The 15,883-nt window shown below is 56.6% G+C and carries 11 protein-coding genes and 1 pseudogene; 2 read left to right on the top strand and 10 right to left on the bottom strand.

Features of this window, described 5'->3' with window-relative positions:
• Position 1 precedes the first annotated feature (1 nt).
• From GC127_RS21500 to GC127_RS21485, 4 genes are read right to left on the bottom strand one after another with little or no spacing between them, the layout of a single operon-like run.
• Complete coding sequence (locus GC127_RS21500; RefSeq protein ID WP_008283020.1) at positions 2–889, bottom strand: branched-chain amino acid ABC transporter permease; 888 nt, start codon at positions 887–889, stop codon at positions 2–4.
• A gap of 1 nt (position 890) precedes the next feature.
• A complete protein-coding gene (locus tag GC127_RS21495; RefSeq protein WP_008283022.1) occupies positions 891–1,595 on the bottom strand; it encodes an ABC transporter ATP-binding protein in 705 nt (234 codons plus the stop codon).
• Complete coding sequence (locus GC127_RS21490) at positions 1,592–2,371, bottom strand: ABC transporter ATP-binding protein (protein WP_008283023.1); 780 nt, start codon at positions 2,369–2,371, stop codon at positions 1,592–1,594. The genes GC127_RS21495 and GC127_RS21490 overlap by 4 nt, the downstream gene beginning before the upstream one ends.
• 14 nt (positions 2,372–2,385) lie before the next feature.
• Positions 2,386–3,588 carry an ABC transporter substrate-binding protein gene (locus GC127_RS21485; protein WP_008283024.1) on the bottom strand — a complete coding sequence of 401 codons (1,203 nt, stop codon included), beginning with the start codon at positions 3,586–3,588 and terminating at the stop codon, positions 2,386–2,388.
• Positions 3,589–3,789: 201 nt separating this feature from the next.
• On the opposite strand from GC127_RS21485, the gene GC127_RS21480 reads away from it, so the two are divergent.
• Positions 3,790–4,698 (top strand): LysR family transcriptional regulator, encoded by a 909-nt coding sequence (locus GC127_RS21480; protein ID WP_151979543.1) that lies wholly within the window; start codon positions 3,790–3,792, stop codon positions 4,696–4,698.
• Between the two features lie 158 nt (positions 4,699–4,856).
• Here the strand turns inward: GC127_RS21480 and GC127_RS21475 are convergent, their stop codons facing one another.
• From GC127_RS21475 to GC127_RS21450, 6 genes and pseudogenes are all read right to left on the bottom strand, one after another.
• On the bottom strand, positions 4,857–10,067 hold the full coding sequence (locus GC127_RS21475; RefSeq protein WP_151979542.1) for a calcium-binding protein: 5,211 nt from the start codon (positions 10,065–10,067) through the stop codon (positions 4,857–4,859).
• A 557-nt stretch (positions 10,068–10,624) separates the two neighbouring features.
• Positions 10,625–10,936 carry a hypothetical protein gene (locus GC127_RS21470; RefSeq protein WP_151979541.1) on the bottom strand — a complete coding sequence of 104 codons (312 nt, stop codon included), beginning with the start codon at positions 10,934–10,936 and terminating at the stop codon, positions 10,625–10,627.
• 424 nt (positions 10,937–11,360) lie between these two features.
• Positions 11,361–11,570 (bottom strand): annotated as a pseudogene (locus GC127_RS21465) (transposase domain-containing protein); the annotation flags it as partial.
• Between the two features lie 411 nt (positions 11,571–11,981).
• Positions 11,982–14,192: an AAA family ATPase gene (locus GC127_RS21460; protein WP_151979540.1), complete on the bottom strand. Its 2,211-nt coding sequence runs from the start codon at positions 14,190–14,192 to the stop codon at positions 11,982–11,984.
• On the bottom strand, positions 14,189–14,764 hold the full coding sequence (locus tag GC127_RS21455) for a hypothetical protein (RefSeq protein ID WP_151979539.1): 576 nt from the start codon (positions 14,762–14,764) through the stop codon (positions 14,189–14,191). The genes GC127_RS21460 and GC127_RS21455 overlap by 4 nt, the downstream gene beginning before the upstream one ends.
• An 85-nt stretch (positions 14,765–14,849) precedes the next feature.
• Complete coding sequence (locus GC127_RS21450; RefSeq protein WP_151979538.1) at positions 14,850–15,344, bottom strand: hypothetical protein; 495 nt, start codon at positions 15,342–15,344, stop codon at positions 14,850–14,852.
• A gap of 103 nt (positions 15,345–15,447) precedes the next feature.
• Between GC127_RS21450 and GC127_RS21445 the strand changes: the two genes are divergently transcribed.
• Complete coding sequence (locus tag GC127_RS21445; RefSeq protein WP_368074232.1) at positions 15,448–15,642, top strand: ribbon-helix-helix protein, CopG family; 195 nt, start codon at positions 15,448–15,450, stop codon at positions 15,640–15,642.
• Positions 15,643–15,883 lie beyond the last annotated feature (241 nt).

Below are 15,883 nucleotides of genomic sequence, written 5' to 3'. Positions count from 1 at the left end.
GTCACGCATCCTTTCCGAACAGACCTGCGGGACGCAGGATAAGGACAATCGCCATGATGACGAAAACCACGATGTTTGAAGCCTCGGGGTAAAAGACCTTGGTCAAGCCCTCAGCGATGCCCAGCATATAGCCCGTCACAATTGCGCCCAGGATGGACCCCATACCGCCCACAACCACGACCGCAAAGACGATGATGATGATGTTGGATCCCATCAGCGGGCTGACCTGATAGATGGGCGCCGCCAGAACCCCGGCAAAAGCTGCAAGGCTCGCGCCCAGACCATAGGTGAAGGTCAGCAACAGCGGCACATTGACCCCAAAGCTCTGAACAAGCGTCGGATTCTCTGTCGCGGCCCTCAGGTAAGAGCCGAGTTTTGTCTTTTCTATCAAAAGCCAGACAGCGATACAGACGATCAGCGAGGCGACAACGACCCAGCCGCGATAGATCGGCAGGAACATGAACCCGAGGTTCACGCCACCCGAAAGGGCCGCCGGGGTTGCATAGGGCTGGCCCGCAGCCCCATAGAAATAGCGGAACGTGCCTTCGATCGTCAGGGCAAGGCCAAACGTAAAGAGCAGGCCATAAAGGTGATCCAGCTTGTAAAGGCGCGACAGCATCGTACGCTCGACCAGAGCCCCCAACAGGCCCACGATCACGGGGGCAAGGATCAGCGCCGACCAATAGCCCAGACCAAGCCAGAGCGACAGCAGATAGGCCGCAAAGGCACCCAGCATATATTGCGCCCCATGGGCAAAGTTGATCACCCGCAAGAGACCAAAGATCACCGCAAGGCCCAGGCTGAGCAGCGCGTAGAACGAGCCATTGATGAGCCCAACCAGAAGCTGCCCAAAGAGGGCGGCTGTGGGCACTCCGAATATCGTTATCATCTCACACTCCCAGAGCTTGGTTCAGGTCTTCACGACGCGCCTCAAGGTCGCCCACCGGGAATTCCATCGCCATCTGTCCGTGATCCATCAGGTAAAAACGGTCCGCGACCCGGCTGGCAAAGCGAAAATTCTGCTCGACCAGCACAACCGTCATACCCCGGCTCTTGAGTTCGGTCAGCACCTCGCCAATGGCGTCGATGATGACCGGGGCAAGGCCCTCTGTCGGCTCGTCCAAAAGCAGACAGCGCGCGCCGGTGCGCAGGATCCGGGCCATTGCCAACATCTGCTGTTCGCCACCCGAGAGTTTGGTGCCGGGGCTGTTGCGCCGCTCTTTGAGATTGGGGAAGAGGCGAAAGATCTCCTCGACCGACATGCCACCTTCGGCCACCTTTGGCGGTAGCATAAGGTTTTCCTCGACGTTCAGCGTCGCGAATATCCCACGTTCTTCGGGGACAAATCCCAATCCGGTATGCGCTGTGCGATGCAGGGGCATGGTCATCAGATCCTGCCCGGCAAACCGCATTTGGCCCGTGCGCTTGCGCAAGATACCCATGATGGTGCGCAGCGTCGTGGTCTTGCCCATGCCATTGCGGCCGAGAATACAGATGGTCTCGCCTTCGTTCACATGCAGGTTGACGCCATGCAGAATATGGCTTTCGCCATACCACGCATGCAGGTCCGTGACCTTCAAAAGCGGTTCGCTCATGCCTCGCTCCCCATATACGCGCTGCGCACGACCGGGTCTTTCGAGACGCTATCGTAATCGCCCTCAGCGATGATTTCGCCCCGTTGCAGCACGGTGACATGGTGGCAAATGTCGGCCACAACCGACAGGTTATGTTCAACCATCAGCACGGCGCGGTGTTGCGCGACATCGCGTATGATATTCGCCACAAGCTTCACATCCTCGCGCCCCATCCCCGCCATCGGCTCGTCCAGCAACAGGACTTCGGGGTCAAGGGCCAGCGTGGTTGCGATTTCCAGCACACGTTTGCGGCCATAAGACAGATCAGACGCGCGGGTATCGCGGTATTCGCGTAGCCCCAGATCATCAATCAAAACATCCGCCCGCGCATTCAGACGGTCCAGTGCCGACATCGGCAGCCAGAATTGGGTTGCCAGATTATTGGGCCGTTGCAGCGCAACGCGCACGTTTTCCAGCACCGTCAGATGCGGGAACACGGCGGAAATCTGAAAAGACCGGACAAGGCCCATCCGGGCGACACGGTCAGGCTTCATTTTCGTTATATCCGCCCCAAGCAAGGTGATCTTGCCCCGGGTGGGTTGCAGGAACTTGGTCAGCAGGTTGAACACCGTCGTCTTGCCCGCGCCATTCGGGCCGATCAGCGCGTGGATGCGCGCGTGCTGCACGTCAAGATCGACGTTGTTCACAGCGGTGAAACCCGAGAAGTCCTTACCAAGACCGCGGGCGGAAAGTACCACCCGCGGTTGGTCCTGCTTGCTCACAGGATGTGCGGTCATCAGCCTGCGATGCCTTACTGCGTCACGAGCGGGCAACCGCTCTCGGCAGGTTTGATATAGGCCACATCGCCGGGGATCGTGGAGAGGACGTTATAGTAATCCCACGGCTCGGTGATCTGATCGGGCGCTTTGACTTCCATCAGGTAGACGTCCTTGATCATGCGACCGTTCGCAGCGACAACACCGTTCTCAGCGAAAAGGTCCTGCACGGGCAGTTCTTTCAGCTTGGCGGCGACCGCTTCGGTCTCATCCGTACCGGCAGCTTCAATCGCCTTGAGATACGATGTCACGGCCGAATAGGTCGCGGCATGGATCATATTGGGCATCGCCTGCGTGCGCTCAAGGAAACGCTTGCCGAATTCGCGCGAAGCGTCGGTGCGGTTCCAGTAGAAGCTCTCGGTCAGGGTCAGGCCCTGTGCTGCCTCTGCACCCAGACCATTCACCTCGGACAGCGTGAACAACAGCGCCGCGAGACGCTGGCCCCCTTGCACGATCCCGAATTCAGCAGCTTGCTTGATGGCGTTCTGCGTATCGGCCCCGGCATTCGCCAGACCGATCACCTTGGCACCAGAAGCCTGCGCCTGAAGCAGGAAGGACGAGAAATCTGTAGACGCCAGCGGGTGGCGGACTGCGCCGACAACTTCACCGCCGTTCGCCTTGACGAAATTGCCGGTGTTCTCTTCCAGCGAATAGCCAAAGGCATAGTCAGCAGTCAGGAAATACCAGGTATCGCCGCCCTGCTCGACCAGTGCGCCGCCGGTCCCCACAGCCAGAGCGTGGGTGTCATAAGCCCAATGAAAGCCGTAAGGCGAACACTGAGCGCCGGTCAGTTCGGTGGTGGCAGCGCCAGTTGTGATGGTGATCTTGTTGGCCTCTTTCGAGAGCGCCTGAACAGCAAGAGCGACCGAAGAGGTGGTCAGCTCCATGATGCTGTCGACCTGCTCGGTGTCATACCACTGACGCGCGATGTTCGAGGCGATATCGGCCTTGTTCTGGTGGTCGGCGGTGGTCACTTCGACCGGCGCGCCCAAAACGGTGCCACCAAAATCCTCGACCGCCATCAGGGCGGCTTCATAGGAATAGCGGCCGCCAAAGTTCGCATAGACGCCGGACTGATCGTTCAGGATGCCGATCTTGACCTTGTCGTCGCTGACCTGTGCCAGTGCAGGCGCGGCCAAAAGGCCGATGGCCGCCACGGATGTAAGCAGTTTACGCATGAGTATCCTCCCAAACCAACCTTCGGCTGCAACTCCCGTTCAACGGGCGCCCAAAGGTTGTGTCATCATTTCAATTCTAGTCCCCGACCGCCTCCCCAGACGCATCGGTGCCCTAGTGATACAGGTTTTAAAGTTTGACACAACAGTTCACTTTTATCTAATTTCATACACTATCTGTACGAAAATGAACAGGCTGGCGGTATGGCGCATCTGACATGGGATGATCTGCAGTTCTTTTTGGCAGTCGCGCGCGAAGGTCAGCTCTCGCGCGCAGCGCGGCAATTGCAAACCAGCCATGTGACCGTTTCCCGCCGGATAGACCGGCTAGAGGCGGGTCTTGACCTGCGCCTCTTTGAACGAAATCCACGCGGTTATGAACTGACCAGCAATGGGCGGCGGCTGGTTGAAACCGCCGAGCGCATGGAGGAAGAAGCAGAGCGTCTTTTGCTGGATCTTACCGGAGACATCAGCGCGCAGCGGGGCCTGCTGCGTGTGGCCATGCCCGAAGGCTTCGCCAGCTTCTTCAGCGAAAGCCTGCTGCCGGGGTTCATGGACAAATTTCCCAACATCGCGCTAGAGCTGATCACACTTCCGCAGGTCATGTCCCTGTCGCGCCGCGAGGCTGATCTGTCGGTCACACTGGATCCGACAAAGGCGTCACCCTACCATTCCGAAAAGATCGTGGACTACGCGCTCAGGGTCTATGGCACCCGCCAGTATTTGGGCGACCACATCCCGATCACCGCGCCCGATCATCTGCTCGACCATCCCTTTGCCGGATATATCGAGGATATGATCTTTGCCCGCGGTCTCGATTATCTGGGGGATGTCCACCCCAAGATCAGGCCAGTGTTCAAAAGCTCTTCGATCTTCAATCAACTGGCGGCTGTGCGGGCGGGTCTCTGCCTCTGCGTGCTGCCCTGCTATATCGCGCGGCATTATGACGATCTGGTGCCAGTCCTGCCGTCAGAGATCACCATCCTGCGCAGCTATTGGCTGACCTGTCACCGGGATGTGCGCGCCATGCTGCGCGAGCGTGCGGTGATGGAGTTCATCAAGACGCATATGCAAATCCATCGCGATCATCTTATGCCATGGCCGGTAGTTTAACCGGGATTAGCCAAGCGAAACAATCAGATGCCCTCGGAGGCGCATAGCGTCGCGTGACCTGCCCATATCCAAGACGTCACGCCACGCGCGAGGTTGAGCCTTGCATCAAGCGCAAAGAACTTGCTTGTGAATGTCTGGGCCAATCCGCTTTTCAGCGCTCAGATAAAGGTGAAATCATCCACGGTAAGCTGCGCGGCGGTGATCCCCTCGACGAGGATCGTGTTGCCATTCACCGTCATCTGCGCGCCCGCGGCTGAATTGACGATATTCATCGCCACCACGAACCCGGCAAGCCCATTGCCACCGTTGTTGATATTCTCGACGCCAGTATCAGGATCAAAGCGGCGGATCAGGAAGCTGTCGATCCCATTTTCGAAATCTGTGATGACATCCGCCTCGCCGTCGAAGAAGGACGAAAAGACGAACTGATCTGCGCCGGTTCCGCCGGTGATCACGTCATTTCCTGCACCTGCGTTGATCGTGTCATTGCCCGCGCCGCCGTTGATGGTGTCGTTACGGCCGCCACCAGCAAGGAAATCATTGCCCTCGCCGCCAAGGATACTGTCATCACCTTCACCGCCGCCGACGCGGTCATCCCCCGCACCGGCATCAATTGTGTCGCGCCCGGTTCCGCCGCCGATGTCATCCGCGCCGTTGCCTGCGTCAATCAGGTCGTTGCCGAAACTGCCCGACATGCTGTCATTGCCATCGCCGCCGGACAGGGTGTCATTTCCTGCGCCACCAGCCACCACGTCATTGCCAGTGCCACCGGACACGGAGTCGTCTCCGAACCCGGCCCCGATGATGTCATCGCCTTCACCGCCGCGAAGCGTATCATTGCCCAGCCCACCGCCCATACTGTCATCACCGGGGCCGCCGCTTACGTCGTCGTCACCATCCGCACCGGCGAGCGTGTCATTGCCCTCACCCCCCGACAGAGTGTCGTTTCCATCTTCGCCAAAGACGCCGTCATTTCCGCCAAGTCCACTGATCGCGTCGTTGCCGCCCTGTGCGCTCAACGTATCGTCACCAGAGCTGCCGATGATCGTATCGTCACCCACTGTTCCTGTCTCTAGCCGTCCGGCGGGCGGTAAGGTTAACACTTGCGCAAGGGTGAGCGTGCCATCCGAAAAGCGGAACTGCTCGATGCCATCGACCGTGTCCCGGCCTTCGGACGAGACAAGCGACAAAGACGTGCCCTCTTGAGATATCCTGACCTCGGTTGAGGCGATTGTGAACACCGCCACATCAAAGCCCGCGCCCCCAATAAGGCGGTCATTGCCAAGGCCGCCCTCCAACGTATCATCACCCGCCCCTGCGCTCAGCGTATCATCGCCCTCTCCACCGCTCAGCACGTCGTTCCCGGCTAAACCTGAAAGGCTGTCACGCCCGGCCCCACCCAAGATTTGATCGCCTTCGGATGTGCCCGAAACGGTGTCGTTCCCATCCCCGCCGATCACGCGTTCAAACCCCGCAAAACTGCCCGATGTGGCAACCGCAACGTCCACCAAGGCGATCTGAAACGCCGCAAAGCTGCTGTCTTGCAGCGTGGGCAAGACCCTGCTCAGGTCATCGGCGCTATTGGCTTGGCTCGGGTTGGCCTCGAACACGTCCAAAGGCGTCAGGGCGACACCACCAAAGATACGGGCCTCGGTGCCATCGCTCTCGGCGATGCCATCGCCATTCGGGTCTAGCTCTACCCAACGTGGGGCGCGGTCAATCAGCGTGCCGCTATAGATACCGGTGGCGAGGTTCAGGTTGATCGCGCCGGATGATGTGCCAAAGTCCAGCGTGTCAAAGCCAGAACCCCCATCAAGGGTCTTGCTGCCAAGTCCAACGACGACCGTATCATCCCCTGCCCCTGCAACGACGGTATCATCCCCAGCACCCGTGATGAGAATATCGTCACCACCTCCGCCCTCAAGGCTGTCATGGCCCGCACCGCCCGACAGCATGTTGTTCAGCGCATTGCCGATCAGACGGTCATCCGCGCCGGTGCCGATCACATTCTCTATGGAAATCAAAACATCAGTGCCAAAGGCACCTGTTGCGCTGCCGGTTTCCAGATTGACCGTCACAGCCCCGAAACTATCCGCAATAATCGCGCCGTCCAGACCGCCGGGACGGGCCCATGTGTAAGACGCGGTGTCATTGCCTGCGCCCCCGTCAAGACGGTCATTCCCGGGACCGCCATGCAGCAAATCCTCGTCAGCGCCACCTTCGAGCGTGTCATTGCCCGCACCGCCATAAAGCTTGTCCCGGCCCTCTGCCCCGCGCAACGTGTCATTGCCGCCACGCCCGAGGATCTGCTCGGATCGGCTGCTGCCGTCTATCAGGTCGTTGAACTCTGTCGCGATGACCACCTCGAAGTTTTCCAAGGTCATATCGACCTGTTCCGAGTTGTTGACCACCAGACCATTGAACGAAACAACCGTGCCCGCTGCAAGATTGGCAACGATCCGCGAGTTGAAATTCACATCGAAGGCAATCGTGTCATAGCCCGTGCCACCGTCAGCAGTGCCGCGAAACCGCTCGATCCGGACCACATCGTTATCCGCGCCCATGATCGCCGCATTGTCCCTACCGGCGTCGTCAAACACGGCAAAGTCATCCCCCGCACCACCCCGGAAAATACCGCCACCACCAGTGTTGAAATTGCCAATGTCATTGCCAAGCCCGGCATGCACATCGGCAAAGCCATTTTGCCCGTCGAACCGATCGTTCCCGTCTTGCAAGAAGAAGAACGCCGTCGCACTGCCACCCGGGGCATAGATGGCGTGGTCGTCGAAATTACCGAGCGAGATTTCCTCAACCTCTCTGGGGCGCAGGGAAAAGAAAACATCCCCAGCATTGCGCAGGTCTTCGCCTTGAACGGTGGTTTTATGGGCCCGCAGGGTAAGGGAAATCGCGCTTTCCACGCGGTAGAACCAACGCGCATCACCAACACCATCAAGTTGCAAGCGGTCAAAACCACTGCCCCCCTTGACCTGAAGTGCCGTCGATCCGCCCTCAACCTCTTCGATCAGGATGAGGTCATCGCCTTCTCCGCCGTCGATGTTTTCCGTGCCCCCTGTGTGGATCACGTCATCGCCGCCCGCACCATGCAACAGACGGGCGGTCGGCGCGCCAAAGAGCGTATCGGCAAGATCCGACCCCATGAACCCTTCGACACCGTCAGTCGTATCCGTGGTGACCAGATTTCCCGCCAGGTCAAACCGGCTGATGCGACCGGTGCCCGCATCAATCCGCACCGGGCCGCTGGCCTCAATCCCATCCATGTAGCTGAGAAGTTGTTGAAGGATCGACGGATCATCAGTCTGATCATTGATATCGAAACGGATCGTATTCGACGAGCTGGTGTAGGACACCACGTCAAAGCCGTCGCCGCCTATATAGTGATCGCTGATCCCAGCCTGTGCCGCGCTGCCCGAAATCATCACATCGGTATTGCCTGCGCCAGCATTGATCACATCCGCACCGCGCCCACCGATGATGTAATCATCCTCGCCGCCAGCGTCGATCGTGTCATTGCCGTCCAGACCCGTGATCACGTCGATCCCATCGCCTGTGTAGATCACGTTTGCCCCATCGGTGCCGCGGATCTTGTGATCCTGATCCGGAGAGGCAATGACATTTTCCACCGAACTCAGCGTGTCCTGCCCCTGCCCAAACGAAGTCCCCGCAATAAGATCGACTGTCAGTCTGGAATTGGCCCCTCTGAGCACCTGAAACGTATCTGTGCCCGCGCCGCCATTGGCTTGGTCGTCGCCACGCCCCGGCACCAGCACATCGTCGCCCGAACCGCCGTTGAGCTGATCGTTCAGGGTCGAGCCAAAGATCCGATCATTGCCACCAAGGCCATTCGCCACATGAAATCCGTTTACCGGGGTTCCCGATGAATTGAGAAACAGAAGATCATCCTCGGCAAACCCATTTCGGTCACCATTCAGGACCGAACCACCGATGAGCGCATTATTAAGGTCGGCCCCGCTAAAGGAGATATCCGTAAACACCACGTGGTCGCCATCCTGAAGGGCGACAAGAACGTCGATGCCGGTGTTGACCGCAGTTTGCGGTGCAAGATGGCTTACGATGATATCGCCGGTATCGGGATCGCGGGCCAATTCATACTCGGTGAAACTTGCCCCGAAATAGAACAGATCGTTGCCCGCGCCCCCATCAAGCAGGTCAGAGCCAGCCCCGGCGATAAGCACGTCATTGCCGCCGCCGCCCAAGATCGTATCGCTTCCGTCGAGACCATCAAGGATGTCATCGCCGCTGTCTCCGGCGAGCAGGTTCGCAACATCATTGCCCCAGCCGGTTGGCCCCTGATCGGCATTCCCCACGACGCCACCAAAAAAGGCATCCTCGACCGTATCCAACAAGGGGATCGTGCCCAGCCCGTCAACGATGTATTCCAGCAGGAAATCCTGAAGAGGCTGGATCAGTTGTTCGAAGGCATCCAACAGGTTGATCGAGGGAATAAGCGCATCAATCGCCGCTTCGGTGGCTTCGAGGATGCTGTCGAGGTTCAGGGTTTCGATGACGAAATCAATGATCGGATTGACGATCAGCCCAACCAGAAAATCGACCGCGTTCAACAGCGGTTGAATGGGGGCGAGAAGGGTCTCGGCGGCGCTGAGAGGGGCCTTGAGGAAATCAAACACCTTTCCGATTTCTTCAAGATCGACAAGCTCGCCAAGAATGCTTTCAAAATCAATGTCCACCAAGACAGCAAGAAACGCGTCCACCTCGGCCTTGACGTTGGTGTAGAGGGTCTGGACACCTTGGATCAGGTCGTTCCGCGCGGCCATTTGTGCTTCGACTGCCGCGTTCAATGCCGTGAAATTACCGCTCCAGCCTTCGGAGCCACGGGTGGCCGCGTCGAGCGCGTCTGAAAAGCTTCCCGTCGCGGCAGAGGCGATTTCAAGTTGCCGCACGCGCAGGGTCAGCAAATCTGCCACGATGCTGAACGTGACCGCAGCACCTGTCAGCCCGGTCTCGATCGTCTCGACAAACTGGCCATCCGCTTCGGTCTCTGGGGTTGCAGTATTATCCTTGCCGCTGATTTGGTCAAATTTGTCGTCGACCCTGTCAACCACCGGTTCGATGCGATTCAGCACTGTTTTGAGGGCCGTCACCGGCGTTTTGAGCGGAGAAACGAACCCGGCGACGGTCAAAAGATTGTTCACCGTGAAAAGGGAATCGTCGATATTCTCTGCGGTCTTATCCGCAGTCTTGTATTTCGTGACGCCAAACTGGGCTGCGGATATCAGCGTGCCAATGCGGAACGTCACATCCTGAAGCGCTTGTAATCTTAGGATTGTCTGATCCGTACGCGCCTTATAGGCGTCAAGTTCCAAGCCCATGAAAACGATCCTTTTGTCTCAGAGCCGAGAGAAATTCATCCCGGCAGAAACTGATATCATTGAAGAAAGGCGCAGATAATAATGACTAAGAATAGCATTTTGCACCCTTTCGGGCAAGCAAACCCCTCAGGGATGCGGTCTGCTGATCGGAAATGGTCAGGGAGGCCGGCGTGGGGTGCCGTCGGTGCCTTGCCGCTCTGATTGTTGCCTCGAACCGAATTCATGTGACGTCCTTGCGACTAAGTGTCTGGACAGCTACGGCATAAATGTCGTGGCAACATGTCAACGGCAGAGCAAAAGTGGGCCAAAGGGCAGCGGAAAATGTTGCCACTTTTGGGCGTGCGAAATTGCGGCATAAGCGTGCGCCACCATCCGGGCGACCGCTCTTATCACAGAGCTGGTGGTTGCCCGGATGCTTTGGCCTGTCAGGGCCAATCTGTGCTAATTGAGGTTTGGTTTTGGGCGTTGCCTGACGCGCTTTGATTTGCCTAGGTGTCCGGTCAAAAAAGAGGCCAGTTCACCAAGGCGGTATCTTGTGCTATTCATAAATTTATAAATCAGGCGATTTCAAGTTGATCATAGAAATATTCTTCAATCACTGAATATTTTGCATGGCGCTCGAGCCATTCAACAACCTGGTTGCATGACATTGGGGTGAGTTTGCTACTTCCCTCTTTATTTCCATCGCCCAAATCAATCCCATAGTGTGATAGCGGTCCACCCTCGCCCGCTGTGAACCAAGCACCATTCTGGGAGCGATAAAGAACTTCGTGGTACCAAGAAATATTATTTTGTGAAGAATGACGAACGAAGGTGATTGCGTTTGACATTTCCGTGTCGTATATTTTCCTATTGAAAATAATTTTCATTACTGCCTTCCTCTTTAAGATTTATGTTATGTATTAAGCGTACAAAGGTTTAACTAATGTTAAATTTATACCATTTTCTAAGTAAGTTAATGAAATTAATCTTCTTTACGCAGACAGGGTCAGGGCATTAACCGCCGGAACTATTGGTAGAGTGGCGTCGCGCTAAGCCCCGATTGGGGTCATTCGTTCTTTCAGATGCCATTACCCGTCGACAGGTTCGATAATCCTGCTGTCATGGAGTTAACGGTCGATAAGCGCCGTGGTTATCTCAGCGCCCCCAAACGGCCGTGGGCTGCGCTAACATTCCTGCCTCTCCACTTCACGGAAACGTATATTCGATGGCTAAGGGTGAAGATCACCGACGCGGACTGCCGGACCGTCAAACAAAACGCCGTTCACGTAAGCGTCCGGTTGAGCTGCGGTTTCAGGCCTTTACGGGCTGCCAGTTCCACGGCATGAGTTCGTCGATGCGATTGATCTTGTGATCAGGCAGACGCTGGAGGACCCATGTGAGCCGTGCTTCGGGGTCGACGTCGTTCATCTTGGCGGTCTCGATAAGCGTGTAGGCGATGGCGGCTGCCTTTCCGCCGCCGATTGACCCCATGAACAGATAATTCTTCCTTCCAAGTGCAAGAGGCGGAACTCTATGCCTCTTGGGAGAATTGGGGCGGAAAATACGCCTTGATCGCTCCAACTTAGGGGCCGCCCAAGCAGGAGGCGGCCCCGTTCTTTAGCTGCTATTCGGCGATCCGCAAAATCATTTGCAAGACGAAGGCCTTCGAAAGCCTGGGATGATCCGGAACGCCTCCAGGACGCGGGGCTCCTTCCCGACCGACGAGATCGCAGCCAAGTCAATCTACTTCGCCATCCGCAACTGCGAAAAGGATAACCGAAGTGTCCGGGAATAGTTTGCAACGCGCAACCAGTCCGCCTTGAAGTTGAGCGCGCGCTTCAACGCTTGAGTGTCTGCAATTTAGGGGCCGGGCAGAATAAGTTCATGATACTTCCTTGCCTATGCGCAGCGCTTTCACCTTAAAGACATTCGTTAAGAGCCTTGCGAAGCATGGAAATAGTTGAAAAGCTCGACATCACGCGTGGTCATGTCCCTGACGCGTAGGAGATGCTTTGCTAACGTGATAAGCTGTGCCTTGTGCTCTTTCATCAGAGCAAGAGCGTTTCGTTCAGCTTCCATCAGATGCTGTTCTGCACGCCGTCTCACATACCCGGGTACGCTCCAGATATTTGTTGCAGCTTCTCCGTCCCAAAGCAGGCCTGTTTCCCCAAAGCCCCATTGCCGTTCTATGAACATTGCGACAGAAGTAGCTTTCGCCAAATCACTTTTCTCACCACTACCAGCGCCCGAGCTCGGTGCCCCAAGCACACATATTTCTGCCGCCCTCCCCGCCAAGAGGACGACCAATCGTTCTCGAGCTTTACAGGGCGTCAGGAAGCTAAACGGTTCGTGCTCAACTTTTCCCCCCTCGCCGGTCAGACACACACGTTTTGGCAAGGACCACCCAAGCTGCGTCATAGCAACCACATGTCCGGCCTCGTGTATTGCTGCCCGACGTAGAGTATCGGTGTCTGGCTTTGGCGAAACCCGATCTGTCGCAGCCTCAAGATGGTCTTGGTTGATTGGAATGCCATTCGCCCGCGCACGCCCCAAAGCATCACGAACAACCGCTTCCGCAACAGCGCCCGATTTACCTAAAAGCTGATCAGCTATCGTACACAGATCCAGCCCCCCAGCGTTGGTACTGCCAATCTTTGTCGTCAAAATTGCCTCGAGTCCCTTCTTGTCAGGGGGCGGCACATGCAATTTAAGATCGAACCGACCGCTGCGGATCACGGCAGAATCGACAGCTTCCAACGAATTTGTCGCCCCGAGCAGGACCAGCCCCTCAACATCCTTCGCTCGGTTGATCTGTTCGAGCAAGCCATTGACGACACCGCGCATATAGCCCCCGTTATAATCCCGCGTGTCTCGTTGGGTGAAGCTGTCCAACTCGTCGATGAATAACACTGCTGGCGCAGCCTCTTTCGCCGCAGCAAAGACTCCGTCCAAGGCGCGCAGCATATCGCCCTGATGGCCGTACTTTTGGCAGTCCGCGTAAGACGTGGAGATAATTGGGATACCAGCAGAGCCCGCAAAGGCGTTCGCAAGCGTTGTTTTGCCAGTCCCGGGTGGGCCATAAAATACTGCGCTGGATGTCACCTCATACCATGCAAGTTTTCCCTCACGCCATGCGTTAAGATCATTGAGAAGTCGGTTCAGATCCGTTCGAACCTCGCCTACGCCATGCACCGCATCGAGGGTCAGGTCTGGCTGCCCTTGCGTCATTTTCCGGGCGATTTCAGCGAGCCGATCTGCGACTTTCAACGTTGTTGATGCCGCAAAGGCTGCATCAATCTGCGCCGGTGTCATCCGTTTCAGAAGATGTTCAGACGGCAGACGTTTGCGAATTTCACTCTCCGCAAGCAGACCAGTTGTACTGTGGGTCAACCGCAGAGTCTCGATCACTATATCCGATGTGGGGCCCCGCCAGTCGACCCGGCGCTTAACGAGTGCGCGCGTTGCAGCAGACAGTTGAGTTTCCGCCGTCGTTACGAGCAAAACAGAGGCCCCCAAGGACATGCTGCGTTCGATCTTTGCGTCCAAAGGGCTAAGCTTTTGCCACGCGGATTTACCTGCTGTCCCTGCATCCGTGCCGACAGCGATACTTTCGAGCTGTGCCGTGTCGCCAGACGGCAGGAGACCGCGCCAATGTGTAGTGACGTTTGGTAGGATCTGTTCCATCACGTGGAGGAACGCCAGGGAATGACAGCAAAAGTGCGTGATTTGCCCCGGGCAGAAAAGAGCTTGGAGATCATCCTCGCTGTCAACGATTTGCGCCATGCCAAAAGCCGAGACGATGAGTGACGGCGGTGGGTTGCCGCTGCGCCATGAACGACCTTCATCCGAGGATGACCGGGCCCAAGGATCGACGCCATCCCGTATAGAGGCCGCGATTTCGGCGGCCCCCATACTGTCGGCCATCGGCGGTCGCGGCCCAACTTCTGACATCTGACGGGAAGGTGATGGCGCATCAATCACGACGCCTTCATCGAAATCCGGGGCGTCTGGCTCGTCATAGTCCTGACGGATTTCGATGGTCCAGTTCCAGATCGCGTCGAAGAGACGGCGGACCGTGGCGCTGGCGAGCGCAGCAGCAAAATCACGCGCACTAGGTGTCTTGAAGATTGGTTGTGAGCTCATCGGCAACCTCCTCCGCCCAACATCGGCGAAAGGCTGGAACCGGGGACTTTCCCCCCTGCAAAGCCCAGATCATCAATCGCCTGCTCAAGACTAGCGCACGGGTCTGCGCGCAAAGTTTCAATTTCGGAGATTGCAATCCTCTGCGACCCCTGCCGGTCCGCAGAGAACTTAACTGCGTTTTCGGACAATGCGACCAGCGCCACGAGATCGAAGTCGCTTTCCTGATAGCGTTTAACCCCCGCTGGGGAACGGTGGTAGCCTTTGGTCAAACTATAGTGAAAGTATCCGTCACGGGCCCGACAGCACGTCTTGATCTGCAGCCGCAAGTCTGCGGCTGGATGATAGACGATTCGATCTGCTGGCAGCATTTCAGGCAACTGCGATGTGTAGATACCAAAGCGCAATAAAATACTGTCGACCAGATACTCACCTGCGAGGCCAAACCATTTTGCGTTTCGGGTCATAGTGTCCCGCGACAGGTTCGGGAAATCGCGAATATCGTTGGTGTGGGTGCTGTCGATTTGAGACGCGCACAGCGTTTCAAATCCACTCAGAAGTGGTTGTTTACTCATGCTTTATTCCTTTGTGAGTTATGAGTTGAGCCAGCCGGCGCAGGCGCGCCGACAGGGGAAATGACGTTTCTGAAAATTCTGAAAATCAGGCTGCGAGCGGCAAGTGACGCGTCGACTTATTGTCGCCAGAACGAGCAGACGCATGCTCCAGCATTTGCTCAATACCGAGACGCCCTTCATCTGCGAGGTCAAGCACTGCCGGTGAAATGTCCTGCTGTGCTCGCATCACCCACCGCACTGCATGAGACCGCGCAGCCGCGAGTACCTTCATGCACTCTGCAGTGACGGCACATGACATGAGGACAGCCATACGATGCAGCAGCTTTTCATTTGCAGAGCGCGGTTTAAGGGCTGCGATCACATCGGCCTGAAGTGCGACCAGTTTCCAGGCCGCGTCGACTTCTGCACAATACGGCTGGTGGCAAATCATATGCCAACCTGCATTTGCAGCGAGTTCTTCTTCTTCAAGCGCGAGCAGCACCCGAAGCATCAGTTCGCAAAAGTGATCGAACAAATTGTCTTCTTGTTTTGCTGCGGCTTTCGCCGTCAGCGTGTGAGTGGTAGTAAAATTATTAGACATGATGATCTCCTTCATAGATCTTTGTGTTTAGAGCGAGGTAAGAGCGGCAACTCTTGTCTCGCTTGATATATTATGATATTATTTAATATATGTCAACGGGAAAATGGATATACTTGAAATGACACAACGTGGACGCCCCAAAACCGATTCTTCGGCAATTTTGGTTCGCCTAAATGGAAGTATGCTTGAAGCAATTGATGCAGAATGTGAAAAGCGTGCTGACCGGCCTTCAAGGCCTGAAATGATCCGCCGAATCCTTGCCGATTGGCTTGAGCAGAAGTCGCAATCCCAAAGATAGAAACGTTGCACCAATTGTTGAAACCAAGGGCAACATGTATTTGGAGCGAATGTTTCCCCTTGCCTGAATATTCGCGTGACTCCCAAGGGCTTGGAAACCAGATACTGCCCCTTGGCCCTTCGCGGATCATCTGTCCGCCCGCTTAGCGGTGACAACATGCCTTTGTCTGTCCTGCATCTGCGCTCTCCCGCTCGCACGTTAGCGGTCCGCAAGCCGATAGGTGCAATGTCAGCACAGCAGT

It is taken from the genome of Roseovarius sp. EC-HK134 (assembly GCF_902498815.1).
GTDB classification, from domain to species: domain Bacteria; phylum Pseudomonadota; class Alphaproteobacteria; order Rhodobacterales; family Rhodobacteraceae; genus Roseovarius; species Roseovarius mucosus_A.
Note: the sequence above shows the minus strand (reverse complement) of the source record. Positions and strands in the feature narration are given on the sequence as shown.